This is a genomic window from Moheibacter stercoris (genome assembly GCF_040545805.1).
In the GTDB taxonomy this organism is placed as follows: domain Bacteria; phylum Bacteroidota; class Bacteroidia; order Flavobacteriales; family Weeksellaceae; genus Moheibacter; species Moheibacter stercoris.
Map to the genome: position 1 here is coordinate 117,235 of NZ_JBEPMO010000007.1, position 25,710 is coordinate 142,944.

Annotated in this window: 20 protein-coding genes; 4 read left to right on the plus strand and 16 right to left on the minus strand. The window is 35.6% G+C overall.

Annotated features, from left to right (window positions below; genetic code table 11):
* Positions 1–2: 2 nt before the first annotated feature.
* The 4 genes from ABID46_RS07730 to ABID46_RS07745 form a co-directional block, all read right to left on the minus strand.
* Positions 3–3,650 (minus strand): DUF8693 domain-containing protein, encoded by a 3,648-nt coding sequence (locus ABID46_RS07730; RefSeq protein WP_354508739.1) that lies wholly within the window; start codon positions 3,648–3,650, stop codon positions 3–5.
* 284 nt (positions 3,651–3,934) lie between these two features.
* The gene (locus ABID46_RS07735; protein ID WP_354508741.1) at positions 3,935–4,216 is read right to left on the minus strand and encodes a hypothetical protein; all 282 of its coding nucleotides are present in this window, start codon (positions 4,214–4,216) and stop codon (positions 3,935–3,937) included.
* Positions 4,217–4,257: 41 nt separating this feature from the next.
* On the minus strand, positions 4,258–8,229 hold the full coding sequence (locus ABID46_RS07740; protein WP_354508743.1) for a DUF8693 domain-containing protein: 3,972 nt from the start codon (positions 8,227–8,229) through the stop codon (positions 4,258–4,260).
* A 117-nt stretch (positions 8,230–8,346) separates the two neighbouring features.
* Positions 8,347–9,357 (minus strand): DUF8694 domain-containing protein, encoded by a 1,011-nt coding sequence (locus tag ABID46_RS07745; RefSeq protein WP_354508745.1) that lies wholly within the window; start codon positions 9,355–9,357, stop codon positions 8,347–8,349.
* Positions 9,358–9,750: 393 nt separating this feature from the next.
* On the opposite strand from ABID46_RS07745, the gene ABID46_RS07750 reads away from it, so the two are divergent.
* Positions 9,751–11,406 carry a helix-turn-helix domain-containing protein gene (locus ABID46_RS07750; protein WP_354508747.1) on the plus strand — a complete coding sequence of 552 codons (1,656 nt, stop codon included), beginning with the start codon at positions 9,751–9,753 and terminating at the stop codon, positions 11,404–11,406.
* A gap of 20 nt (positions 11,407–11,426) precedes the next feature.
* Here ABID46_RS07750 and ABID46_RS07755 read toward each other — a convergent pair whose 3' ends face one another.
* Positions 11,427–11,753, minus strand: coding sequence for a hypothetical protein (locus tag ABID46_RS07755; protein WP_354508749.1), 327 nt, complete (start codon positions 11,751–11,753; stop codon positions 11,427–11,429).
* Between the two features lie 658 nt (positions 11,754–12,411).
* Here ABID46_RS07755 and ABID46_RS07760 point away from each other — a divergent pair.
* On the plus strand, positions 12,412–12,633 hold the full coding sequence (locus tag ABID46_RS07760) for a hypothetical protein (protein ID WP_354508785.1): 222 nt from the start codon (positions 12,412–12,414) through the stop codon (positions 12,631–12,633).
* A 42-nt stretch (positions 12,634–12,675) separates the two neighbouring features.
* Here the strand turns inward: ABID46_RS07760 and ABID46_RS07765 are convergent, their stop codons facing one another.
* The 5 genes from ABID46_RS07765 to ABID46_RS07785 all read right to left on the minus strand — a co-directional run bounded on the left by ABID46_RS07765 (position 12,676) and on the right by ABID46_RS07785 (position 15,895).
* A complete protein-coding gene (locus ABID46_RS07765; protein WP_354508751.1) occupies positions 12,676–13,182 on the minus strand; it encodes a hypothetical protein in 507 nt (168 codons plus the stop codon).
* A 280-nt stretch (positions 13,183–13,462) separates the two neighbouring features.
* The gene (locus ABID46_RS07770) at positions 13,463–13,777 is read right to left on the minus strand and encodes a type II toxin-antitoxin system RelE/ParE family toxin (protein WP_354508753.1); all 315 of its coding nucleotides are present in this window, start codon (positions 13,775–13,777) and stop codon (positions 13,463–13,465) included.
* Positions 13,777–14,025, minus strand: coding sequence for a type II toxin-antitoxin system ParD family antitoxin (locus ABID46_RS07775; protein WP_354508755.1), 249 nt, complete (start codon positions 14,023–14,025; stop codon positions 13,777–13,779). Before ABID46_RS07775 ends, ABID46_RS07770 begins: the two co-directional genes overlap by 1 nt.
* Positions 14,026–14,344: 319 nt before the next feature.
* Positions 14,345–14,743 carry a cupin domain-containing protein gene (locus tag ABID46_RS07780; RefSeq protein ID WP_354508757.1) on the minus strand — a complete coding sequence of 133 codons (399 nt, stop codon included), beginning with the start codon at positions 14,741–14,743 and terminating at the stop codon, positions 14,345–14,347.
* Between the two features lie 885 nt (positions 14,744–15,628).
* A complete protein-coding gene (locus ABID46_RS07785) occupies positions 15,629–15,895 on the minus strand; it encodes a GIY-YIG nuclease family protein (RefSeq protein ID WP_354508759.1) in 267 nt (88 codons plus the stop codon).
* A 100-nt stretch (positions 15,896–15,995) separates the two neighbouring features.
* On the opposite strand from ABID46_RS07785, the gene ABID46_RS07790 reads away from it, so the two are divergent.
* Positions 15,996–16,562: a transposase gene (locus tag ABID46_RS07790; protein WP_354508761.1), complete on the plus strand. Its 567-nt coding sequence runs from the start codon at positions 15,996–15,998 to the stop codon at positions 16,560–16,562.
* Positions 16,563–16,837: 275 nt separating this feature from the next.
* Here ABID46_RS07790 and ABID46_RS07795 read toward each other — a convergent pair whose 3' ends face one another.
* Positions 16,838–17,236, minus strand: a complete 399-nt coding sequence (locus tag ABID46_RS07795; protein WP_354508757.1) for a cupin domain-containing protein — start codon at positions 17,234–17,236, stop codon at positions 16,838–16,840.
* Between the two features lie 349 nt (positions 17,237–17,585).
* Here ABID46_RS07795 and ABID46_RS07800 point away from each other — a divergent pair, with 349 nt between their 5' ends.
* Positions 17,586–18,359, plus strand: coding sequence for a transposase (locus tag ABID46_RS07800; RefSeq protein WP_354508763.1), 774 nt, complete (start codon positions 17,586–17,588; stop codon positions 18,357–18,359).
* Between the two features lie 274 nt (positions 18,360–18,633).
* Here the strand turns inward: ABID46_RS07800 and ABID46_RS07805 are convergent, their stop codons facing one another.
* The 5 genes from ABID46_RS07805 to ABID46_RS07825 form a co-directional block, all read right to left on the minus strand.
* Positions 18,634–19,281, minus strand: coding sequence for a hypothetical protein (locus ABID46_RS07805; RefSeq protein WP_354508765.1), 648 nt, complete (start codon positions 19,279–19,281; stop codon positions 18,634–18,636).
* A gap of 48 nt (positions 19,282–19,329) precedes the next feature.
* On the minus strand, positions 19,330–20,226 hold the full coding sequence (locus ABID46_RS07810) for an AIPR family protein (protein ID WP_354508767.1): 897 nt from the start codon (positions 20,224–20,226) through the stop codon (positions 19,330–19,332).
* A gap of 64 nt (positions 20,227–20,290) precedes the next feature.
* Entirely contained in the window at positions 20,291–23,431 is a 3,141-nt protein-coding gene (locus tag ABID46_RS07815) for a DUF3427 domain-containing protein (RefSeq protein ID WP_354508769.1), read from the minus strand.
* Positions 23,428–23,817, minus strand: a complete 390-nt coding sequence (locus ABID46_RS07820) for a (deoxy)nucleoside triphosphate pyrophosphohydrolase (protein WP_354508771.1) — start codon at positions 23,815–23,817, stop codon at positions 23,428–23,430. The genes ABID46_RS07815 and ABID46_RS07820 overlap by 4 nt, the downstream gene beginning before the upstream one ends.
* 258 nt (positions 23,818–24,075) lie before the next feature.
* Positions 24,076–25,254 (minus strand): DNA cytosine methyltransferase, encoded by a 1,179-nt coding sequence (locus ABID46_RS07825; RefSeq protein WP_354508773.1) that lies wholly within the window; start codon positions 25,252–25,254, stop codon positions 24,076–24,078.
* Between the last annotated feature and the right edge of the window lie 456 nt (positions 25,255–25,710).

Consider the following 25,710-nt stretch of genomic DNA (forward strand, 5'->3'; position numbering starts at 1 on the left):
GGTTATTTGTCATGTTGAAATTGAATTATAGGTGAGATAATTTCAGATTTTGCTATGAGATCTGATGCACTAGGGAAATTAGTTTTCTTACGAAAATGTAGCTGAAAACGATTGTCAGAACTACCTTCAGAACAGGAAAATTGATAAGAAGAATGTTGAAGATTATGCGAAATCTTCCATTCTGAATCCCAAATATAAATGGGGATGGATTGAAAAATTCCCAAAGGATCTTTAAGTGAAATTTGACAATTTCCCGATTCACTTATTTTGTAACCAAGTTGAATTTCGTCAGTTTTATGAAAAGGCAATTTCTTACTTTGAATCACCAATACTATAGAATCTGAGCTTATCGAATAAAAGTTTTCAGAAGCGTTATCGTTAAGAGTTTTGGCATCGTAAAGATCAAATTTATCTTCAGCATCTTGAGAATAGGCAATGGCAATTTCAATATGATTATCAGTTGGTGATTGAAATTCCAAATGAAATTGATTGGGTTCAGAGTTCATTCCTCGGAAATATTCCGCAAACTGATTACCGCGTTCAATTTCTGTGGTTCTCATCTCGTTTGTAAGCTGGATGTGAGTAGCAGTAGGACTTGCCCGCATTAAAAAACCTTGTCCTGGTTTTATAATTCCATTGGGTCTTTTTCCTGAAGATCCAAATCTCGGTGCAGAAATTCCAATTTGTGCAAGCGGATGATACAATGCAAAATTCTGATTGACATAGTCAGGACCTTGCTGAATCAAATCATCATTATCGGTATTGTCCCAAAACAAATAATGTGGAGAATCTTCAGCATCTTGATTGAATTGAGCTGAATTGGCTTGATACACAAGAACCAAATCCAAATTGGATGGAAACGGATTGCCAACCAAATTAAAACGCGCTCCAAGGTTTGAGAGCTGAACTTGATTTTCGGATTCTGTCAAGGATTCATTTTGAGGAATACCGACAAAAGTTGCTGTGACTTCTGGTTGCATGGAAGTCGATCCTTTGATGGAATAGCCTTTCCCAAATTCTGATATGGGATTGGTGGAAGTTGGTAAAATGGTATAAAAATCGGTCAATGTATTATAAACCATTACCCGATTGAGCGGAATGTCTGGATACAAATCATACAAAACTTGTTCTCGTACTGGTGAACTCCAAAAGTTGTATTGGATGTCGGGAACAATTGCGTTTCGCTTGAGTTGGATATTCCCCAGATTATTCACGCCAGGATTTTGCATCAACAAAGCATTGTTTTCAAAAACAATGGTTCCACCTAAGTTTTCCAAACCATTGAGCGCAAATAGAACATAGGGCAATTCTTCATCGGTTGATGTTGGAATGATCAAATTTCCATCATTAACTTGGGTTTTGTTCTGAACGATTAGGTCTTTTCCATTCTGAATTTTGGTGCTAATTCCTGTAAGTTTCAAATTTCCGTATCCGTTTTCCAAAACTGAAATGATTTGAATTTCCTCTTCATTTAAATTGTATTCAATTGTCGAATCATGATCCAAAATCAATTCTGCTAAAACTTCAGCATTCTTGATGGCAGAGGTGGAACTGTCAATAAATCCAGAAGGATTGGGAACTTTAAAAATTCCATTGGAAAGGACTGAAAATTTTCCAGCTTCAAGAAAGCTTAACCCAGTAAAATTGGTAGTTCCTGCTTTGACATTGGATCCCGAAATTTCAATATTTCGATAAAGTTTAGGGTTGGATACAGCGCCAACACGAATTTGAATGGCTGAATTTCCGGTAAATTCAATTACACCATCATTTAATTCATAGGTTCCATCCATGCGAGGCTGAACACCTCCTGTTCCAAGGATTAATCGACCGCCATTCATAATAAATTGAGTATTATTTGCAGAAGTTAAACCCAAATTATGCTGTGCGAAATTTGCAACGGCCTGATCTGAAATTTCTACAGAACCTTGTGTATGGACTCTGATTATATTTTGGGGAATTTTTTCTCCGTTTCCAGAGAATTGTATGTGGTAATAATCGAGAAGGGAACTGATCAATTGAGATTCATCTGCATAATAATCTACTTTTGAGCCTTCTAAAAGGTTTAATTTTCCTAAATCATATTGAACAATGGCAGAACCAGCACCAAATAATCCTCCCGTATGGCGAGTTCTTATTTCGCCTTTGTCGTGCACAAATATTCCGCCTGAAGTTGTGTTTTCGATGCGCAGATTGTGGATATCCAAAGAACCATAAATCTGAATGTCACCATGCATTCGGTGGATGATATCATTCTGTTGATTTTGATTGGTGAAGAGTTGAACTTCGGCATCTTCTTTCACAGTTAAACCATTGGGGATTTTGAATTTGTTGTTTTGGATGCTGATTTGGATGGATCCATCTAAATAAGGCTCATGAAGGGCATTTCCCAAATACAAATTGCCCGAATCAAATTCTTGGAAAACCAATCCATTTCCTTGAATTCCTCCTAGAATGGTTTTTTCTCCTGAAAACCCAAAACCAAATTCAGCACCTTCGGCTACGTCTAAGATACAATTCAAAACATTGTTCTCATCTGAACCAAAAGAATACTTAGGAGTTGTGAGAATTCGGAAAATGGGCAAAGCTTCTTCATCGGTTCTTCGAAAGAAATCTCGATCAATCGTGGTGGTTGAACCTAAAACGGTATAAGGATTGTCCCATTCGACAATGCTGTGATGTTCGAAACTAAAAAAGCCTGTATTCACGCCAATGTACCGATTGCCGAAGGCGGTTCCACCGCCCATTTCGGGTCCAGCAATTAATTTTCCACCTGTTTCAATTAATCCTTTGGATTGAAAATTAGGAGATGTTCCATTGGTGTTGACGAGAAAATTCCCTCCGTTTTTGACTCGAACTTCAATTTCCTCATCGCCCAAAACGGAATAGGTTGTATTTCCTGATATTTCCAATGTTCCAAATATCTCCAGATTGGTCAATTCAATTTGAGGAGAATTCACTTCTATATGATGATCGGACAAAATGAAAACCTTGGATGCAAGAGCATTCGGATATAAAAATGAAGGTTGAAATGTTCCTTCCAAACCTGTTGGAGAAGATTCCCAAGTATTGGGATTACTCCAAGAACCTGATTGTTTCGACCGATAAAAATCGGTGTGTGCGCCAACAAAATTATTGCAGATTAATTGAATATTATCAATAAAAGCTCTTTTTGAAGAAGTGGAAATACTGAGAGTTGAATTGACTGGGACAGCCGCAAAATGAAGGGTGATGGATTCAAAGGAATCTGCCATATTTGCTGTATAACTTTTGGTATAGGTTGTACCTCCTAAACTAATCAGCAAATCACCTTCAACATTTGTCCAACCTTTGACATCCAAAGTTAGAGTTGTATTGCCGCTTATCTCATCCAAAATTTTGGATGTTATAGAACCAGAATTTGTACTATTTCCTATTCTGATTGCTCCTCCCGCTTGATAAACGAGATTGTAGTTTGTGAAATTTTCATTTCCAGACCAGGAGGTATTAGAACCGTTTATAGTGGTATTATTTCCAGAAGTGATTTCGTTAAAATCTTCGAAAAAACAAATGTTTGGATTTTGCACGTCAAAAGAATTGGATTCTTGGGCGAATATTTGGTAATTAAAAATTTGGTTGCCCAAAAACAGAAGACAGTAGAAAAGTGGCTTCATATTTTGAGATTTTAGGTTTAAGATTTCAGTTCATCCAAACAAAGTTTGGCAGAAATAGGTATTCTTCTAATCGGGAAGAAGTAGGGAGCTAGTAAATCGTTATTAAGGTATGAAAAGATAGATAAATCTAAAAGTTTTAAATGTTTAATAAAAAAAATCCCAATCACAAGGATTGGGATTTTCGGGACTTGGTTTGCTAATTTCTATGTCTAGAAAGAAAATAACCGCCCAATATAACTCCTAACACTGATAGATACATTTGCCAATGGTTCACTGGAAATTATTTAAGATTTGCTAGAATGAGGTTTTGTCCTCGACATATAAATTCCACCAATAAAAAATCCAACCAGCATTAATAACCAATAATTATTGATGGGTACTGGATCATCTGTGTCTCCAGGATGTGGATCGGGTATAGTAGTTAAACCTTGGTCGGGTTCATCAAAAAATTCATATTCGTTACTGGATTGGGCATATTTTTCCTCATATTCCGAATGTTCAGATTTGAAAAATTGTCCAAAACTTATAGTAGAGATGAAAATGCTTAGTATGACTAATTTTTTCATGTTTAAGAGATTTAATTGGGGAAACCGAAAGTTCCCTTTTTTTATGAATTAATAATTTTCTTTCTCGTGATTTCCCCATTTTCGGTCATCACAGTAACCAATAAGACTTGTGTGCCAAAATTGGATTTAGGTATGGAGTAAAGATGTGAATTCACTTTTTGATTTTGATGCAATTTTCTTCCAGAAATATCCCATAATTCGACAGAAAGAATTTTTTCTTTGCTTGATTTTACCATGATATTTGCCCCTTCATGATATATTTGTATAGCGTTAAAAAGGTTTTCTTCTGTGTCTAAAACTTCTTCCGTTTTGTAAATGATTTCAAAACGATCTAAAAATTCACCTTCAACCGTTTCAAATTCATAGTCCGAAGAAGAAAGGTTATGTTCGATTGAAAGAAATTTATCGCGGATGAAAATTTGCACCTCCCCTTCGGCAAAAAATCCATCTACATCATCGATAGAAATAGCATATTTAGAATCAGAAAAAGATTTAAATCCCAGAGGAACGACATCTTCTAATTCAAAAGGTAAACTTCTACCTTGAACTGTGAAGTCAAGTGAATCGATCAAACTATACAATGCCGCTCCCCCCATTCGACGACCATCAATTTGGTGATCATAGCCTTGTGTAGCATCGGTCATATAGGCAACTAATATTTGCGCCAATTGATCGTTATTTTGATTGGTTAAACTCAACCAGAAACGATGACGTTCAAGTTCATCGTCGGTTTTATAAAAAATACCATTGGAAGCTATAGAACGCATAGAATTTTTAAAAGACACATTCCAAGGGATATTGCTTTCTTCTGGTATATTATTTAAATTTTGAATGACAAACCCTTGTCCAATAGGAATGATTCCATTCGGTACATCTGCATTTTGATCTGGATGAGAAGTTCCTGCACCACCAGCTAATGTATAAGTGGCATAATTACTATCGTAAGATGTATGTCCAACAGGGTAATAATGCGTCCAGAAATGCAAAGTTTCAACTGGAGGATTATCTGTCAAGAATGAATTTGCATTGATAGAAGAAGGATATGGATTTCCGACCATGCTGTATTTTCCGTAGGCTTTTACTTCAAAATCACCATTTTGAGGAACACCTGTAAATACTCCTTCGAAAGTCGCTGGGTTAGTGCTGCTCCAAGTGTTAGGTACGCGAATCGAATATCCCCAACCTTTTTGGAAGGTGTAGGATTGTTCATTGAATAATTCACGACCGTTTACGGTAATTTTGTCGCCTTCCCATCCTGAAGGAATTGGGTTTGGCATTGGATACAAGGGATCGAATTCAAATAATCCTTTAAAACTACTTCCTTGTGCTCCAGCATCACCATAACCATTATAAATATAATAACGTTTTTTCAACGTGTAAGGAGAGAAACTACGGACATTTTGCCCTGCGACTGGTGAAGACCATCCGGTGGCATCTTGGCGAACCATCGGTGCGCTGATTCTCTTCACTGTGATATTCCCAACATTTACAGCGTCTACTGAATTTTGAACCAAATTGGCATTATTTTCCAAGGTAAAACTTCCGCCAGATACGACAATTTCATTTTCAATGATAATATGGTGATTGGAAGAGATTTCGACATTTCCACTTTGAACCTCTATGGAACATCCGACTAAAGCACCACCGTTTGTATTGTTGGTGTCGGAAGTATAATTTCCATTAAAGATGATTCGTTTGGTTAAATCACTTGGAACGCCATTGGACCAATCGGTGCCATCCCAAGTTGTGGAATTGGCACAATCATCTTCTCTCTCAAACTGTACCGACCAGTCGTGTAAAGTAACACCCGTTCCGTTAAGCACTCCAACCAACCTTATGTGTGGCACATCAAAGCCGTTAAGGTCATAAGTTTGCGGACCGTCTCCCGTTGAGGAAATATTGGTATGACCTGCGACATCAGTCCAACCTGAAATACCGTCTGGAGATTCCTGGACTTTTAGGGTCATGGTTCCGCCGTTCAGAGTTTGGTTCCAGGTAATGCCCTCGTAACCTTCTGCATCTTGAACCGATGCTAAATGGATCGGTGTGGAAGTGATGGTGCCGGAAGATGGGGAAATAGCTCTTACGTTATCTACCATAAAATCAACCAATGCGCCTCCTAAATCACCTGAGCTAAATCCAGACCATACAAATTTTATAGTTTGATTAGGAATACGTTCAGCAAGAGGAATATTAGCCGTGATGTTTAACATTTGTACATTGCAACTTGATGACCCACTTGCACAGTGGTTTACCGTCGCATAGACATTTCCAGTAGCATTGGATGAAGAACCCCCAATAATCAACCGTAATGTTCCGCCATTTGAAAGACTTGAAGACCAATTTGGGCCGTACATAGACCTTGTATCAAAAATGATTTGTTCCACATTTGTCAAATCAACCACTTGTGAAACGATTGCAAGATCGCCACTAAATGGATTTCCTCCAAACATGTGCATTCTAGCAGCTCTTGTTCCTTCACTTGACCAGTTACCGCTATTGTTAACTTCTACATTTAGAGGTGAACCTGTACTTTTAAAAGATGTCCAATTCGTATTAGTTTCAAAGCTTGGATTTAAAATTGGATTTCCACTTCCACTGGAAACTACGACATGATGACTTGCATTTGCCTCAACTCCAGAAAGAGTATTGGAAGCAAATTGTGCTTGCGTGGTTTGGAACCAATCCGGAATATCTTGTGGCGTTTGATAGGTGAAGCTGTAAGTTTCGGTTGTCCAAGCACTCCAAACGTTAGCAGCGCCTTTTACTCTAGCACGAACATAATAAGTTGTATTATTGGTAGGAGTAAAGTTATTGTTAAAGGCGAAGTTTGCTTCTGAATTGACAGGATAGGCACCTGTAAAAGTTTGTGTCCAAGATGTTCCTGTAAAGGTTGCATTCGAATTGATTTCGACTTGATAATCTGTTGCATCATAATCTTGATGGCTTATTCGGAATATCGGAGTATTCGTTTCGATGCGGCTGTTGTTGAATGCCAATTGATCGTCTCCGCCGTAGTTATAGAAGGTTATATTTTTGGGCGTTTCGGTTTGTTCCCATAACCAATTAATACTAGAATTTTCTGTAATTGTAAAATTTGCCGTTCCTCCTGTTCCGGTTGCTGGAACACTTCCTGTCCCTGTCCATCCTGTAACCACATATCCTGCACGTGTTCCTGAAGTTGCAGTTACTGAAGTATTATTTGAGATGGTATGATTCCCATTGGCATAGGAAGCTCCTGTGTAGGCTTCGGATACGGTAAGGGTTCGGTCGGAGGAAATTGGAGTCCCTCGAACAATTATATCATCTACTATAAATCCGCCTCCAGTTCCATACCAGTCGTCGACAACCATTCTGAAAGCTAATCTGAAATTTGGTTGATTTGCTCTCGTCTCATCTAATGTTAAATTAGCAGTTTGAACGCCTGAATTATTATAGTATAATCCTGAAGGAAAAATTCCATGTTCACCTGTTTCACCACCTATTCCCCCACTCATATCCATTGACCATGTATTTCCATTATCAATGGATGTATTTACAGTTCCATAATCATAAACTTTACCTGAATCAACTTCACCAGTACATCTCCATTTAAATTCGATTGTTATATTCTCATAGCCAACTGTAGAGAAACCTACATGAGCCCATCTTGTTGTTAATGCATTAATATCTGTTGTCCCATTCCAAGTTCGGAAAGGGTTTTCTGGATAGTTAGGATTATTTCCATTATAAAATCCCATACCTAGAGATCTTCCTGAAATTGGTGCAAAATTTCCCGATCCTAAATTAGAGAAATTCCATAAATGTCTATAATTACCGTATTGAGTACTTGTACTACTAGCTCGCCATCCATTTACAGGTGTAGTTGCTGATACAATTGAATTTGTGAAATTTCCATTGTTACCATCAAAGTTTTGCTGGTATAATACAACAGGTTCTTGAGCTAACAATTTGAGAGGTAATAATAGAATTATTATTACACGTAATGTGTAATAAAAATATTGTAGTTTCATATAGTGATTTAAGAGTTTAATAAAATGTGTGTCCAGTGTTGTGTTAAAAAAGTGCCCCAAAAAAGAAAAAGGAAAGAATTTGAAGTGAGTAGTTTCAAATTCTTTCCTTTTCTAGAATTATTTCAAAATTTTCTGGGTCATTTCATCCCCATTTTCCATTTTTGCTTTGATGATGTAAACACCTTTTGATAATTCAGATGCTGGGATTCTTACTTGTTTTGCATTCCCCATCAAGTTCATTGCTTTTCTACCTGCTAAATCAAATACTTCGATTGATTGAATTTTATCTGAAGTTGATTTTGCTACGAAATTGTTTCCGTCTTTGTAAACCGTGAAAGAAGATTTGTTCAATTCTTCTGAACCTAATTCGATTTGATCACCACGAATAATGATATCATCAATGATGAAACCACCTCCTGTTCCATATCCTTCATCAACTACCATACGGAAAGCCAAACGGAAGTTTGGTTGATCTGCTCTATCAGAAGGCAATGAAATAGTCGTTGTTTGAATACCTGGATTTCCATAGTACAAACCACCTGAGAATGTTCCATGTTCGCTAGTTACACCTCCGAATCCACCTGTTTGATCCATAGCCCAAGTAGCACCACCATCAATAGAGGTGTTGACTGTTCCATAATCATAAACTACATCTTCAAAAACTTCTCCAGCACATCTCCATTTGAATTCAACGGTAATGTTTTCAAATCCTTCTGTAGAAATTCCAACATGAGCCCATCTTGTGGTATAAAATGTTTGGTCCGTTGGGATATCTCCTGCGTAGGTATAGAAATAATGGTTTTCAAAAAAAGGAACATTTCCTTCAAAGAATCCCATACCCAAAGATCTTCCAGAAATTGGCATTGTAATTTGTTCTCCACCAGCTGTTACATCAGAGAAATTCCACATATGACGAAAAATTTCTCCATATTGAGGAGCAGTTGAACTTGAGAGCCATCCGTTTGTTGGAGTATTTTGAGAAACGATTCCGTTGGTAAAGTTTCCATTGTTTCCGTCAAAATTTTGTTGGTAAATGATTGTTTCTTGTGCTTGTCCAATCGCCATTGCCATCATACAACCCGTGAAAAATAAGTTTCTTGAAGTTTTCACTAGTAAAGATCTTTTCATAATTTTTGTTTTGATTTTTGTTGTTTTGAAATTTCGTTTCGTCGAAATTTTGTTGGAGCCAATTACCAACGTTTTATACATATATAAAAGAACTAGGATTTCCATATTCCGTAATATGGATATTCTTTAAAATCTAATCCATTGATATGTAGTTACTTTATTTGATGCGTAATTTGGGTAAAAAGGATTTTACAAGGATTTGTATAGAGCTAAATGAGAGAATTCAATAAGTTTTTTATCTTTACCATTCTTTTAAAAAAAAGGATATATAAGTGAATAGGGGGCATTCTACTTATAGACTTTTCATTCTCGACAATAGTAAATTTTCATCAAATATTGATGGGATATTTTGTTGAATTGCCCCAATATTTTTGAAGACGTTTGTTGTGTGAAATGAATTTATTAGATAAAATAAAATCGGGCTTGTCATCTATACCTTATATGAATCTTTCATTGGTATTCTTGTTTTTACTATTCCATTCGATGGGAATTGTAGGAGCTCAGAATTCCCAAATGATAGAAAAAATCAATCAAGAATTAGAAGAAGCCACGCAAAAAGCTTATGCTTCTAATCCAGAAAAGGTTATTCCCCAATTGGAACGTTTACAATCAGATAGTGAAAAAATAGGCTATTCACAAGGTGTTCTCAAAGTGGGCTATTCGCTTGCCATTATCTATTTCAATAGCTCTGACTATGAAAAGGTCATCAATTTAGATACTAAATATGAGGAAATTGGGAAATCCATTAAGGATTATGACAATCTTTCGCATATCTACCGATTAAAGGCTTGTGCCTATTCGGAATTGGGTTTATTGAGTCAATCCCAAGAAGAATTCAAAGATGCCTTATTGTACGCCCATAAAATTAAGCCAGGAGATAGCAGGCAGTATGCATTGAGTTTGATTTATAGTAATTTAGCAAATTTTCATTTGAAGTCTGAGTCCCCTTCAGATTCCATTATGAACAACATCCAAAAATGCATCAAGGAAGCAGAAAAAATTCAAGACGGAGCTTCAAACACTTCTTCTCGTAAATATAGTTTGATTTCTTATTCGTATATCATTTTAGGAAACGAATACGCCAAAAAAGGCAACATTGAATTGACCAAAAATTATTATCTAAAGGCTTTAAACATTCACCATTCCAAGGAAGTTCCATTGGTGGAACGTGTGGTTTTGTTAAATCAATTGGCTTATTTCTATTATGACAAAGGAGATTTTAACAAGTCCATACAATTTGCCGAAGAAGGACTGAAATTTGAAAAAAAATCCAGTGTTCCTCAATTGCGAAAAGACTTGTTTCAAGTTCTTTCAAAGGCCTATTTGGAAGTGAATAAAACAGAAGAATCCAAAGAATTTTTTCAATTGTTTACAAGTCTAAATGATAGCATTGCGAGTATCAATAAAAAAGCGGTCGATGCCGCGTTGAACCAAACCATTTCGAAGCAAAAGGAATTGAAAAATAACAACCAAAGCAAACAATATATCATTTATAGTTTATTGGGATTGGTTGCATTGGTCTTTGGAATCTCCTTTTATTTTTATCGAAAGAAACAAAAACAAGTCAAAAGGATCAAGAATGCTTTGGAGCAATTCCAAGAAAAACTTCGTAAGGAAGAAGAAAAGCAAAAGAATAATTCTCCTAAAATGGCTATAACCGATGAAAAGGAGGATAGGCAATCGATCATGCCAGCAGAAGCCGAAGAGAAATTATTGGAAAAACTTCAAGAATTTGAAAATCGTCAATTGTATTTGGAACGAAAAGTTTCCTTGTCTTTTGTGGCTGCGGAAATCGAAACCAATACCAAATACCTTTCGTACATCATCAAGAAGCATAAAGAAAAAGATTTCAGTGAATACATCAATGATTTGAGAATTCAATATATCGTCGATAAAATTACCCATGATCCTGTGTACCGTCAATACAAAATCAATGCATTGGCAGAAGAAACCGGATTTTCATCTCATTCTAAATTTACAACGGTTTTCAAAGCAACCATTGGAGTTTCACCTTCTGAATTTATCAAGTATTCCCACAAAAACACCTAGCATTCTATCTTATATTGATGCTAGTTGTTTGTCTCGCTTTGCGAATGATTTTGTTTGCGCTGTATGTATCCAAATAGTACAACAGTACTTAAAATTAGCCAAAACCAATACTGATCAACGTTTACTTCATCGACCGTTCCTGGAGCACCTGCGTCAACTCCTTGATCGGGTGGATCTGGATACTCTTCGTATTCTTCGCCTTCCTCAAAAAAATGTATTTCTTTTGGCTTCTCTTGCTTGATGAAAATGGATGGGGATTCACTAGGTTCATTTTCCAATTCGTTCTGGAAGAATTGTGCAGTAAGGATGCTGGAAACGAATAGCAATAACAAGCTAAATTTTTTCATGTAAGATTTAATTAAATACATCATTGTTACGTCAAAAAAGAAAGATTTTTGAAGGGAATTTAGCAGAGAGAGGAAGAGTAGAATTGAAACTAAATCATCAATTCTACTCAAAGGTATTCCAAGATATTGAGGATTTTAGGAGTTCAAAAGCCGATGAAATGATTGTATACTGCCTAAATAGGAGTGTATTACGGATTTGAATTACACAAAGCCTTGAGGATTAAATTCCTAACATTTACTTTTATCTTCCGTGTAGATAAAATTAATGCTGTTATTTTTCTAGAATTGAACTAAACAAGTAAATTTGAAATAGACTCAAGCCTTGATGAATAGAGGTTTTAAAATACAGTCTTAGAATTGAATTAGCTGTATTTTTATGTACTTTGTGGAATTACAGCAAATGGTCCAAAGCTTGACGAAGTGCAGGAATAATTTGTCGCGAGGGATCGGATTTGCCTGTACTGAGGAGAAGCTATTCCGTTTTGAAAACATACTAAAAACAGATCAAAATCAGATTGATTTTAACCTTAAACTTCGCTATACTTGAATAGGAACATTCGCCCGTATTTTACTTTGCTGAACCATTTCGTTAGGTTTTGTCAATAATGTAATTCCCGTGGAATGCAGCAGTGGGAGTAGCGTGAGAGCCAGAACTTGGATCTGCAAACAAGGCGGAAAACAGGTACGTCATATATTGTACATGTGTGCATTAAATGCGAAAAGTACGAACCGAGCATGTCGCGAACTCTTTGACCGATTGGTGGCAGCAGGAAAGAACAAGAAATCAGCCGTAATTGCAGTGTGCAACAAGCTTCTAAAGCAAGTTTATGGATGCGTTAAAATGGAACTTTGTACCAAGATGATTATGTTAAAAAAATAGCCTAAAATATTTGGTTTTTTACACAGTTCAGGTTGGCTGACGTTACTTTTTTTTCTTTTTTTCATTCAAATATAATCTAATTTGCGAGTTTGGTTTTGTTCCGTGGTAAACTCCGGTTTTACTATAATTTATTATTTCCATTTCCAAATTAGGACTAATTTCAATTAGCACATTTTCAATGTCTTCAATTTTTTTGTTGTCAATAAATACATCAAATTTTTCAGAAATATTTTTTTCTTTCTTGACTTCTTCTATTAAAGAATCTAGCAATTTAAACTCATAATTGTTTTTCCTCTTTATTAAACAGGCTGAACGTGCACCACTAAAAATTTTTGCACTTTCTCCTTTTTTGCAAATTACATCTTCTGTATTTAATAAGTAATAGTGAGTTTTTGCTAAATCGACTTTAAAATTGTCAATATAAAATTCTCCAGGTTTTGCAATTAGTGTATCGTTTAGGTAAATTGGTTCATCGTTGTCAGGTAATGATTTCTGAGCATTTACACTTTTAAAAGCAAGGCATAATATAAATAATTTGATAAATTTCATTTTGAATTTTCTAAGTTATTTATTGGCAGGGCTGTTTTGGAATGTCAGCTAATGTTTCGGGGCTTGGCGTCAGTGGCGGAAACGTCAGTTCGACAAAGTCAAATTGAAGCGTCCCGACACTTCGGGATCAATTTAGCGACACGGTAAGCAAAAGCCAATTCATTTAATAAATTTAAGAAAAAAAGTCAATGTAATTGGCTTTTTGCGACATAGAAAGCCGTCCCGATAACTATCGGGATTCATTTTATCACTTAACCCGCCATTTCGCCAAACCGTTATGTTATGTGTAGCCAGAATAGTCGTTTAGTCTATTTTCAATATCCATTTGTTGATGTGAAATTCTTATAATTTCAATTACATTTTCTTTCGAATTTAGACGATAAAAGATAAAATGCGATTTAACTTTAGCACGATAGTATCCTTTTCTTACGTGATTGTAATCTTTTCCAGAAGTTGGAAATTGAGTCAAATATTCTATTTCTTCGAAAATCAAATTAAAATATCTATCTGCTTGTTCTTTTGACCAAGTTTCAAAAGTATAAAGCCAAATATTTTCAAGGTCAATCTGAGCTTCGTTACTAATTTTAAATTTCATTAGTCAGAAGCATATTTTTGATGAAATGATTCTAAAAACTTATCTCTATCAAAGTTCTTTACAAATCCAGATTTTTCACCTTTTTTAAGTTCTTTTATAAGTTCAGATTTTTTGGTTTCTTCATATTCAAACATTCGTAAAGCAGCTCTCACAACTTCACTAGCTGAAGAAAATTTTCCTGTTTTTATTTGCTCATTTATGAACTTATCAAAATAATCTCCGAGTAATATTGATGTATTTTTTGCCATAATTTTAAATCTTCAATTCAAATATACCAATTCTTGGTACTAATTCAAAATTTTCAATCTTAAAATTTTAAGCGCAAAGTTTGTAGACTGGTTACACATAAGGTTTTGCTGGTTTGCGAAGTAGCGAAAGAATATAGCTTAAACTTCAAAATTTGCCTAAACTGAGCAACGCATTTTTTTTTTTAAATTTAATAAAAAAACAAAAGCAAACAGTCCCGATAGTTATCGGGAGCGGATAAGGAAGCGAAAACTTTCAATTTTGCACTTAACCCCGCATTTCTCCAAACGCCTGTTAGCTGCTGCCCTTCTCTTCTCGTGTCTATTTGTTGTTCATTGCAAGTGTTAATAGAAAAAAACTTTCTGTCAACGCTTTAACACTATGAATAATATTTTCTTGTAATGCTATCATTTGTCTTTTTTCCAGAGAAGTAATTTGATCTTCTGCTGTAAATTCTATGTTGCCTTCAATTACTTGAACACTTATTACTCCGTTAGCCTTGTGCGGTTTTAGTTCTGCGTTTTCGTGTAGTCCTATAAGCACAATTCTCATAGTTTCCGATTTGAAAAGTGTAACGGCATTTCGGTCGCTGTCAATCCAAGTAGTTTCACTTTTTATTTGTTTAATAACCTCTTGTAAATTCATTTCTACTAACGGTGCATTTAATAAGCGTTCACTGTCTGGCCGTTGTGGCGTTTCGTCATTTGATTTACTTTCCATTTTATTTTGGTTGTTATGAGTGTTTAATTTTTCTATCAGTTTTGTTGTCACTTCGTCTGATGAAGTGCCGTAACCATTTACTAAAGTTCCTCTAACGTCAAACTTTGTAGATGAAATGGCGTAAAGTATGGACTGGTATTCAGGGTCTGAGTCGCCCTCAAAGCGATAGACGTGGTCAATTTGAAAATCGTCTGGTGATAATGTAATATTTTCCTTATGTCATACAATACATTCGTCCATTATATTAAAGTCGTGGGTGTAACCTAATTTAACAAGTCGATTAATGGTTTCTGACAATGTGCCAAAGTCTTGGTCTAAATTTTTATTTTTCATATTTCAAAGGTAGTATTGATTTATTGTGATGCCGAAATGAGGAGTTGTCGGTTAGGGTTGCAGCTAACGAAAAAGTATTGGCGAAGTGCGGGCTGGATTTAACTGAAAGTTCAATTCAGAACGAGTGTAGCCAATATTTTTTCAATGGAACTAAGTTAAACAAAAATGTGGAATTGCGAATTATTGGCGGCTAAAGGAAACAAATAGTTGTATTTTGTATTTAACCCCGCATTTCGCCAATACGATGTGCATGTTGCACAACTACAATTTATCAAAAAAAATGATTATATTTAAATATGCAAGGACGAAAGCGATTTACCCCTCAATTATTTTATCATACGAGTTTGGAAAATTTGGTTCCCAAGGATAATTACTATCGGATATTGCTTAGGGAATTGGATTTACATTATCTGTATGCTTGCACCTCGAATTATTATGGTAGTGAAGGACAAGAAAGTATACCGATCCCGATGCCAAGATCTCGACCAAACCAGGCAAACCACGCCAATTGAACTATGCAGGTCAACTAGCAGTAGACGATGCTCATCATGTTCACCCCGTTGGATTATTAAAATATGATTTTAACCTATTTCGTAAATATATTTTTCCACTTCCAGATTTTAAATAATTTTCTCTTTTCGTTGCATCTTGTTGATTTAAGCAACCTTCCCAATATATTAAAGTCAAAGGCATTCGACTCTTAGTGGAACGAACTTTTCCATTTTGGTGATCAAGTAATCTTTTATTTAGATTATTTGTATAACCTGTATAAAATTGATTATCAGAACCACTCCACAATACATATACATAATAATACATCCTATAAATATAGTCAAATTTACTAAATCCTACGGGGTAAATTACAGGAGCATGCACGAGCACAGCAGGGAGTAAAGACAGCGCTATTTTTGCTGAAATAATGGATCAAACAATTGAGAATTTAGAGCAAAATGACATCCAAATCAATCAAGTAGTAGCCGATGCAGGCTATAGTTCTGGCGAAAGCTTACAATATTGTGCAGATAAAAACATAGATGCCTACATACCGAATTTTGGCCAATACAAACCCGAACGCGAAGGTTTTATTTACAACGCAGAAAAAGAACAATATGAATGTGTTCAAGAAGGCAGAAATAAAGCGATACTTCTTTTTAAAGGCATCCGAACAGACAGTAAAGGCTATGAAAAGAAAACTTACCGAAGCAGCGAAAAGGATTGTAAAGATTGTCCTGTTCGAGCCCAATGCTGTGGAAAGGTAAGCAAGTTTAAAAAGTTAGATGACAGCATTCACAAACCCTTGTACGATAAGATGCACCAAAAGCTCCTGCAAAACAAATCCCATCACCGCAGGTTGGTCAAGCGTCGCAGTTCGACAGTAGAACCGGTTTTAGGAACGCTGATCAACCATCATAACCTCAAACGGCTCAACAGTCGTGGAATGGTACAAGCAAACAAACATGTAATGATGGGCAGCCTTGTGCTATAATCTGAAAAAGTACCTGAAATTCACCCGTAAAAATCCGCAAATCATAGCCCTAAAAATGAGCTTCAAGAAAGAGATCTTAGGGTCACTTAAACATCGCCTAAATAGACTTCAAAACTTGCACTATAAGCTATCTTGAAAATCCAACACGCATATACTAAACCATAATAAAGCTCGCTTAAAAGGACTTAAACGAGGTCAATTATTTTTGTTATCACTGAAATTTTGGAGTTGTGCAACAGTTACGCCTGTTAGCTGCTGCCCTTCTCTTCTCGTGTCTATTTGTTGTTCATTGCAAGTGTTAATAGAAAAAAACTTTCTGTCAACGCTTTAACACTATGAATAATATTTTCTTGTAATGCTATCATTTGTCTTTTTTCCAGAGAAGTAATTTGATCTTCTGCTGTAAATTCTATGTTGCCTTCAATTACTTGAACACTTATTACTCCGTTAGCCTTGTGCGGTTTTAGTTCTGCGTTTTCGTGTAGTCCTATAAGCACAATTCTCATAGTTTCCGATTTGAAAAGTGTAACGGCATTTCGGTCGCTGTCAATCCAAGTAGTTTCACTTTTTATTTGTTTAATAACCTCTTGTAAATTCATTTCTACTAACGGTGCATTTAATAAGCGTTCACTGTCTGGCCGTTGTGGTGTTTCGTCATTTGATTTACTTTCCATTTTATTTTGGTTGTTATGAGTGTTTAATTTTTCTATCAGTTTTGTTGTCACTTCGTCTGATGAAGTGCCGTAACCATTTACTAAAGTTCCTCTAACGTCAAACTTTGTAGATGAAATGGCGTAAAGTATGGACTGGTATTCAGGGTCTGAGTCGCCCTCAAAGCGATAGACGTGGTCAATTTGAAAATCGTCTGGTGATAATGTAATATTTTCCTTATGTCATACAATACATTCGTCCATTATATTAAAGTCGTGGGTGTAACCTAATTTAACAAGTCGATTAATGGTTTCTGACAATGTGCCAAAGTCTTGATCTAAATTTTTATTTTTCATATTTCAAAGGTAGTATTTGTATCAGAAAAACCAAGTTTATACGATTGTAAATGCGTTACAGATCAAGCGATATATCCAGATGCATTTGGAACGAAATAAGTCGGACAAGAAAGATGCCAAGCGGATATGCGAATACGGAATCGACCGCCAACCAGCAGCCAGTCAGATGCCCGATCAGGCCTATTTTGAATGCCGGATGATCAACCAAGCCATTGGCGATTTAACCAAATCCATTACCAAATTAAGCAACCAACTTCATGCCTTAAAGCGCAGTGGAGTACAAGAAGAGTCGGTCCTGAAAAGCTATCAAAGTCTGATGAAAAAGATGAAACAGGAACAAGCGAAATTAACAGAGAAACTAGAAGAAAAGCTCAAATCTTGGCAACCTGAACTTTTGATACAAGTACAGAGTGTAAAGGGAATAGGCAAACGAGCGGCGGCCGAACTCATTATCTACACCCAAAGTTTCAAAGACATGGAAAGTTATCACCAACTGATCAGTTATTGTGGTCTGAGTCCGGTTGAATGTAGCAGTGGGAGTAGCGTGAGAGCTAGAACGAGGATCTGCAAACAAGGCGGAAAACAGGTACGTCATATATTGTACATGTGTGCATTAAATGCGAAAAGTACGAACCGAGCATGTCGCGAACTCTTTGACCGATTGGTGGCAGCAGGAAAGAACAAGAAATCAGCCGTAATCGCAGTGTGCAACAAGCTTCTAAAGCAAGTTTATGGATGCGTTAAAAATGGAACTTTGTACCAAGATGATTATGTTAAAAAAATAGCCTAAAATATTTGGTTTTTTACACAGTTCATCCTACGAAGAACTGAAATTTAAATTTACCACTTTCCTGTCCTACGAAGCACGTAACCCCTGCTTGCGTATAGGTGATGTTATCACTTCGTTGTTCTTTTCTGTCGTCTGTTTTTCTGTCTGCGGTGCCGTTGGACAGACACACTCTTTGCCAAGCTTGGGTTGTAGCGTTGGCTGGTGCGGCTTGGCAAACCGCTTAGGATTCACGAACACCATTAAAATAGATAAGCTGTGAGTAATTGTGTGGCTGTTATACTTTGAAACCTGCATCTTTTAATCGAGATAAATGTCTCCTAATATTTTTTTCGTGAAAATCATTTAATGTTTTAAGTCCATAACCAAAGTCTGCAATGTATTGTAATTCTTTAGCTGATAACACTTTCGCCTTAGTGTCCCATTCTACCATTTTTAGAATTAATTCAGGATTAATTTCTTCATTTGATTGGTTTATTATTTTATTAGAAGTTTCAAAATCCTCGTCAAAGAAGTTTGGAGAATTTTCCAAAATATTTTCAATAATTTTTATTGCATCTCTTCTTTGGTGTTCAGACAATATTTTGTTTAAGCGTAGCGAAGATTGAATATTAATTGCTCTGTCTTTTAGGTGTTGTGTCATACCTTCAATTTCTGAACCTATTTTACTTATTTCGAGCCATTTTGCAATCGGTATAGATTTTATAAAATCTACTTCGGCTTGAATTAGTTGATTTTCAACTTCATCTTCGGTTATTCTTTTCCTTTTTACAGACAATTTGTTCTCCAAGTCTACCTTTAAACTTTCCATGTCAATGTTGAAATCTTGATTTTTGATGGCATTCCAGCACTCTTCTTTTTTTGCCCACTCTCCATATAAAGAACCAGGAGCTTTAGTTTTGATGTAATCCTCTATTTTAGACATTAATTCGTGCAATTTAGACTTTAAAATATCGGTTAGCGATTGATTTTTTCAAATTTTGTATAAATCAAGTTTGTAGTTCAATTTATAACCTAACCAAGCTAATGAATAGGGAACTGTTATATAACGCATATCTCCAATTGCGTTTGGTTTTACACCATATACCTTTTCAGCTGATGAAAATAAAATAGCTTTTGCAATAGCATCTTCAAACCAAATATTGTCTGGCTTAAAACTGAAATTATAATTCAGAAATTGAGCGTAATTTTTCTGACTTCCTCTAACAACAATGTGTGGCCCAATTACTAACTTTTTGCCATTATACACTTCCTCATAAGAGTTGATAAACTTGGCCAACGTTTCTTTAGTGAACATTTGACTTCTTGGATTCTGCTTGTCAAATTGTTTGCGTTTTGATGGCGTGATACCAAATCTTATGCGTTCATTTTTATATTGACCTCTTGACCGTTCAAAAAACCACCTTGTTTGAGTAGTTTCACCTGCAATTGGTGGTGCCCAAATTGTCCTTGATAGCTTTTCAATTATTACGTGGTTTTCTTTGTTTGAACTCAAATCAGAAGCTGAAACTTTGTTTTGTGTATTAGCATATTCTGCAATACGACCTACTATTTCAGAAAAATTTTCTCTATTTTTAACAATAGTAAGTTTAACAGGAACAAATACATTGCTTATATCAACTTTATCTTTTTTCCAAGTATGATAAATTGACGCTGTAGTTTGTCCACCATTTACAATTTGAAAATCCTTTACTTGGGCAATAGCTTTACCTTGATTATTTGGTAAATCTGTAATAGTAACTTCTTCTGCAGTAGCTGCAATACCATTGTTAAAGGCCATAAACATATGCTGCTCTTTAAGAATAGTATTTCGAATACCTTTATTTATTTTACCTGTGAATTGAAGAAATGAACGAACATTTTGCTCCATAAGTCTAGCCCCGTATTGCTCATAAATATCTGCTAGTGCAATCTATCTTCTGACTATACAATAATTACCCAACCCTCAATTTTGCAGCATCATTCCACAAATAATGTGGTAAAGGCTCGTTTAGCTCCCATTTGATACTCATAGGTTTTGCCCCGTAATGTTCTTTAAGATTGCCTTCACCTACAAATACATAACCCATTGTATTTCCATGTTCATCTTTGGCTTTTTCTCTTACGAATAGCAATATTTTCTTTTTGTTTTCCTGATGCTTGATGTAGGATAAGCCTTTTGAAGTGTCTGGCGCAGCTGAGTTTTGACTTTGCCAATGGAAAAGGTATTCATTAATGGCGTAATCATCGTACATCGTTGTGGGCGAGAAATTTTCCTCTGATTTAACCAGATTGATGAATAATAATTCAGTGTTTAAAGAGGTATTTTCAGCCACTCCTTCTCGACTTGGGGATTTTTTGTCAAATGTACTTAAACGAAACGCTGCCAGTATTTGATCTCTGGTATAACGAGCATGCACTTTTAATGGCTGATGGTAAGGGAGTTGAATTTCAATTTCTTTGAAATCGATTTTATCTTCTAATATTTCTAGAACCTCAATGATTTCCTCCACCAAAACTTTGTTTTTACCAATGTCTCGAATACTTTCTTCAATGGAATCAAAACCACCTGCTTTTTGCCAAACATCGTAATGAAGCATCAAAACCATCGTTTCTTCGTTGGGATTTAAGTCAGATACACTGACTTGAAAATTATCCTTTGCGAGCTTCAGAATGAATTTAAAGTAACTGGTAGAGCTCGTTGAAAGCCATTTGTTAGAAATGGCAGAATAAATTTCTTTCTCGTTGGTTGTGTCAATAAAATCAATGACTCCGGCCTCTTGGCACAAGCGTTTCCAAGAACCTCTTTTGTATATGGCTTGAATCGAAATATTATTGAACTCCGTAAAGTTTTTTAAGGTAAGCGGTAATGTTGTTTGATGCTTGAAATTCCTGATTTTAGCGACAATCTGATTGCGATTCAGCGTTGTAGCAGACTTGATGTTTTTAAGGATAATTTCTTTAGCCTTCTTTTCTAACACAATCGAACATCCTAATGGCAGGTGAGGAAAATTATCCTCAACTTCTTTGTGCACCGTTGTTGTAGTTTTGCCAATTAAAGCTCTAAATTTATTCTCAAAATTATACTCCGGTCTAGCATTGCCCACAAAATCCAAAACGGTGAGACAATCTTTATTTTCTGCTAATCGCAAACCTCTTCCAAGTTGTTGCAAGAAAATGGTCAAACTTTCTGTTGGTCGCAAAAACAAAACGGTATCAATTTCAGGTATGTCTACCCCTTCATTGAAAATATCCACCACAAATAAGTAGTTGATTTCCTTGTTCAGCAATTGACTTCTAACCAAATCTCGATTTTGATTATTAGCACTGGTTAGATAATCGGCTTTAAATCCTGCCAACGAAAATTTTTCAGCCATGAACTTGGCGTGTTCCATTGAAACACAGAAACCAAGAGCACGCACATCCGATTTGTCTTTCGTGTATTTTTCGAGTGCTTGAATGATTTCACTTACCCTTCTATCGTTGGCCGTATAAATATTGGTCAGCTGACTGGCAATATATCTTCCTCTTTCCCAACCCACCTTCGATAAATCAATACTATCAGAAACTCCAAAATATTGAAAAGGACAAAGTAGTTTCCTATTCAAAGCCTCTGGTAACCGTATTTCTGCTGCAATACGGTTGTGAAAATCTTTCTCAATTTCTAGCTTATCCATCCTCTCTGGCGTGGCAGTTAATCCTAAAAGAATTTTTGGCTTGAAATAATTTATTACTCCTCTGTATGAATCAGCAGGAGTGTGATGACATTCATCAATCACGATGTAATCGAAAAACTCAGCTGAAAGACTTAAATTTCCAATTCTATTGTTTAAGGTTTGAACCGAGGCAAACACATACTCAAAATTGGTAGGCTCCATGCCGTCCACCCAAAGCTCTCCAAAATTATTGTCACGCAAAATACCGCGATAAGTGGCCAAAGATTGCGTTAAAATTTCTTTCCTATGGGCTAAAAATAAAAGTTTAGAAGACTTGTTGTTTTGCCTAAAATTCTTGTAATCAAATGCCGAAATCACGGTTTTTCCGGTTCCAGTTGCGGCAACCACCAAATTTCTATTTCTTTCGTGAACAGACCGTTCTATTTCTAATTTCTCTAAAATTTCGAGCTGAAACGGATAAGGTTTGACTTCAAAAAGCGAATAATTGATATCCGTAGTTTTAGATATTTTACCCTGATTCAATGAAGCAACGAGTTTCTCTTTGTGTACAGCATCATCAAATAATTCAAAGTCATCACTCTGCCAATAGGAGTCAAAGGTTTTTTGGAATTTGTCGATAATGTGGCTGACTTCTTTGGTTGTAATTTTTATGTTCCATTCTAAACCATCTGTAAGCGCAGACCTGGAAAAATTCGATGAACCAATATATCCGGTATGAAATCCCGTGTCTCTGTAAAACAAATACGCTTTTGCGTGAAGTCGTTCATTGCCTGTATTATAGGAAATTTTCACTTCCGTATTTTCTAATTTTGAAAGCAACTGAATCGCTTTGTAATCAGAAGCGCCCATGTAGGTGGTAGTTATTACCCTTAGTTTTCCACCTCTTTTAGTGAATTCTTGGAGTTCTCTTTCCAAAATTATTATGCCTTTGAATTTGATAAAAGAAACCAATAAATCAATTCTGTTGGCAGATAAGATTTCCTTTTTTAATTCACTTTCAAGCGATAATCCTACATTTCCACCTGTAAATAATTCGCTGTGTGTGAGCCTTGTGTAAGGCGTGATTTCTTTTAAATGTAAATCAAAATCCGAAAAATGAGCATCTACTTTGGTGAACACCGCTTTTAAAATTTCACCCTCTACTTCGATAAGATCGTTGTTGAAATCTTCTTTAAGAAGCTCTTCTTTTAAAAATTGAATGATTTTATTAGCAATTACGATTTGAAGTTCCAATTGATTTTCGCCATTTACAAACTCCAATGCGCGTTTTATTGTGCTTGACAAATGCTTTGAAAGGATGATTGCGGCTTCCGCTTTATCAATTTTTGTTTTGTTAATGTGGTAGGCATTTTTATCTAACTCATTGATTTTATGAGCTACCAGTTTTGTGACAAGTTCTTCGTAAATGCCTTGATTCATAGTTGTTGCAATTCTTTTACAATGGGTAGGTCGGCTTCTGCCCAATCTAAACTACTAAGTTCTTCTTTCTTAAGGAGCTTATACTGTATGTGTTCTTTCAGGTTTATCGTACCTTTTTCGTAATTTGCTAAAAAAGGGATTAATTCAATTGTAATAGTTGGATATTTGTAAATAGAGGATTCAAGCTTTTTAAGCAATGTAATTTCTATGTTTAATTCTTCCTTGATTTCTCTAGTTATGCATCCTTCTTCTGTTTCATTTGGTTCAATTTTTCCTCCAGGGAATTCCCATTTTAGAGGCAGTGTCATAGTGTTATTTCTTTGAACTACTAAAATTTTATTATCTATTGTAATTATTGCACAAACAACTATTGTTGGTCGTTTCATAGGCTAATAAATTTCCCGTTTTCAAAATATTGTAAGTCAGTACAGCCAAATTCGCTTCCTAAAAAGTCTAATGGAGCGAAAGAATCATTTTTAGTAGCCAAACCTTCAAAATATATATTTCTATCACTATCAAGCAATCTAAACCTGAATTTGAACTTATTTGAGATTTGCTTTTTCTGATTTAAAATGAAATCCTCGGAGAAATCATTTATCAGTAATGAGTTGATATGTGTAATTTTGTATTCCATAGGTTAATATTTATGCAGCCGTTCTATTAGCTCCTTCCTTTTCACCTTCAAAATAATAGTCATCTGGAAAAGATTGTAGTCGCGCTGCTTCTCTTACGCTGATTGATCTATTTTGCTTACTATCAGGATGAATATAATAATGGCCATCTTTAGCAATATGGGCGACTACTGTTTGAGAGTAGGGCAAGTCAGAAGCAACCACTTTAAATCTGTCAAAAAATGAAGTGCGATTTTGATGGGTCTTTAATCTTTCTGGTAAATCATTGTAGTTTAATCGTTCTTGCTTTTTATCCCATTTCTGAACAGCAATTTTGTAAATTTCTTTATCTTGCTCTCTATGTGGTCTCGCAATATGTTGGGTTAAAACATCAATCCCATTGCGTAGGGAATGATGTTTTAAGTACTCAGTTGTTTCTGTTTTGTATTTCAAAAATCTATCCGCACCTTCACCAGCTTTTATCACAGGTAAATCATTCAATAGATCTTTCACTAAATAGTTGCTTTCAATTACAATTTCTTCCAAGTTTGGTATGTTTATATTTTTGTTTTTTTGCCAACCAAGAATGATAATTCGTTTTCTGTTTTGCAATACTCCAAAGTTTCTTGCTTCAAGGGTATTTAGTTTTATTTGATAGCCTTTTTTATCAAATATTTTCTCCATCTCGTCAAGATAGTGACCTCCTTTAGCAGACTTTAATCCCAAAACATTTTCAAAAACGAACATTTTAGGTTTATATTTCTCTAAATATTCAGCATATTGAATAAAGAGGTAATTTCTTGGATCACCTTCCATTTTAGTTTTAGACCGTGACCGTCCAACCAATGAATATGCCTGGCAAGGAGGTCCGCCAATAATTAAATCAACTTTTCTTTTTCCTAGGCTTTTCTTTATTTGCTGATGTATAATTTCATTGTGTTCATCTCCAATTGAAAGGTTAATAACAGCGTCCAAAATATCTTTTGGCACACTTAAATATAATTCCTCACGAGTTATCTCACCTTTTAGATAAGAAATGTAAACTTTGTAGTTGTTGTTAGCTTTTAAGTAATGGTAAGCAGCTCTTGTTCTCAGAGTATTACAAGCAGAATTTTCAATTTCAACGTGAGCAATAGGCTCAAAACCAGCTTGGATAAATCCTTCTGAAAGTCCTCCTGCTCCTGCAAATAAGTCTATGAAATTGTATGTCATTATAATATTTTTCTTTGGTCAAATTTACTTGTTTATTCTGTGCGTTGGCAAAAATTCAAGCTCTTTTGCTTGCGAAGCGGTCGCTTGTGCGTTGGGGCAAGCAAATGTGCCTGAATGTGCGGTTGGCATTTTATTTCTGTCGTTCATTTTATTCACATTCGATGTCTTTTTACACTGAGCGATAACGGGCCGCGGCTTTGTGTTGCACGGGGTAAGGAAGCCGGAACTTCGACAAAACACGAACACCACAAAACCGTTTTTCTGCAACTAAATTAATTAAAAAAGTGTAAGAAAACGGTTTTGTGGAATAAATTTCCAAAGCCAACGCCTGTGGTACTTTCGCCCGTGTAATACAAAGCCGATCCTATGTTTGTAAATGCTAAATTTAATACCTATAAGAACTATAAAAAAGAACCAAGCAGCAGACTAAGTTAGACAAACCCATTAAGCATAAAG

What these genes read in the sequence shown, in the direction of transcription:
- ABID46_RS07780 (WP_354508757.1), bottom strand. Translation starts at nt 14,743, where the DNA reads ATGGAAAGTAAATCAAATGACGAAACGCCACAACGGCCAGACAGTGAA.
- ABID46_RS07825 (WP_354508773.1), bottom strand. Translation starts at nt 25,254, where the DNA reads ATGACATACAATTTCATAGACTTATTTGCAGGAGCAGGAGGACTTTCA.
- ABID46_RS07770 (WP_354508753.1), bottom strand. Translation starts at nt 13,777, where the DNA reads ATGAAATTTAAAATTAGTAACGAAGCTCAGATTGACCTTGAAAATATT.
- ABID46_RS07775 (WP_354508755.1), bottom strand. Translation starts at nt 14,025, where the DNA reads ATGGCAAAAAATACATCAATATTACTCGGAGATTATTTTGATAAGTTC.
- ABID46_RS07740 (WP_354508743.1), bottom strand. Translation starts at nt 8,229, where the DNA reads ATGAAACTACAATATTTTTATTACACATTACGTGTAATAATAATTCTA.
- ABID46_RS07805 (WP_354508765.1), bottom strand. Translation starts at nt 19,281, where the DNA reads ATGTCTAAAATAGAGGATTACATCAAAACTAAAGCTCCTGGTTCTTTA.
- ABID46_RS07735 (WP_354508741.1), bottom strand. Translation starts at nt 4,216, where the DNA reads ATGAAAAAATTAGTCATACTAAGCATTTTCATCTCTACTATAAGTTTT.
- ABID46_RS07765 (WP_354508751.1), bottom strand. Translation starts at nt 13,182, where the DNA reads ATGAAATTTATCAAATTATTTATATTATGCCTTGCTTTTAAAAGTGTA.
- ABID46_RS07815 (WP_354508769.1), bottom strand. Translation starts at nt 23,431, where the DNA reads ATGAATCAAGGCATTTACGAAGAACTTGTCACAAAACTGGTAGCTCAT.
- ABID46_RS07750 (WP_354508747.1), top strand. Translation starts at nt 9,751, where the DNA reads ATGAATTTATTAGATAAAATAAAATCGGGCTTGTCATCTATACCTTAT.
- ABID46_RS07730 (WP_354508739.1), bottom strand. Translation starts at nt 3,650, where the DNA reads ATGAAGCCACTTTTCTACTGTCTTCTGTTTTTGGGCAACCAAATTTTT.
- ABID46_RS07745 (WP_354508745.1), bottom strand. Translation starts at nt 9,357, where the DNA reads ATGAAAAGATCTTTACTAGTGAAAACTTCAAGAAACTTATTTTTCACG.
- ABID46_RS07790 (WP_354508761.1), top strand. Translation starts at nt 15,996, where the DNA reads ATGGATCAAACAATTGAGAATTTAGAGCAAAATGACATCCAAATCAAT.
- ABID46_RS07820 (WP_354508771.1), bottom strand. Translation starts at nt 23,817, where the DNA reads ATGAAACGACCAACAATAGTTGTTTGTGCAATAATTACAATAGATAAT.
- ABID46_RS07810 (WP_354508767.1), bottom strand. Translation starts at nt 20,226, where the DNA reads ATGGAGCAAAATGTTCGTTCATTTCTTCAATTCACAGGTAAAATAAAT.
- ABID46_RS07755 (WP_354508749.1), bottom strand. Translation starts at nt 11,753, where the DNA reads ATGAAAAAATTTAGCTTGTTATTGCTATTCGTTTCCAGCATCCTTACT.
- ABID46_RS07795 (WP_354508757.1), bottom strand. Translation starts at nt 17,236, where the DNA reads ATGGAAAGTAAATCAAATGACGAAACACCACAACGGCCAGACAGTGAA.
- ABID46_RS07785 (WP_354508759.1), bottom strand. Translation starts at nt 15,895, where the DNA reads ATGTATTATTATGTATATGTATTGTGGAGTGGTTCTGATAATCAATTT.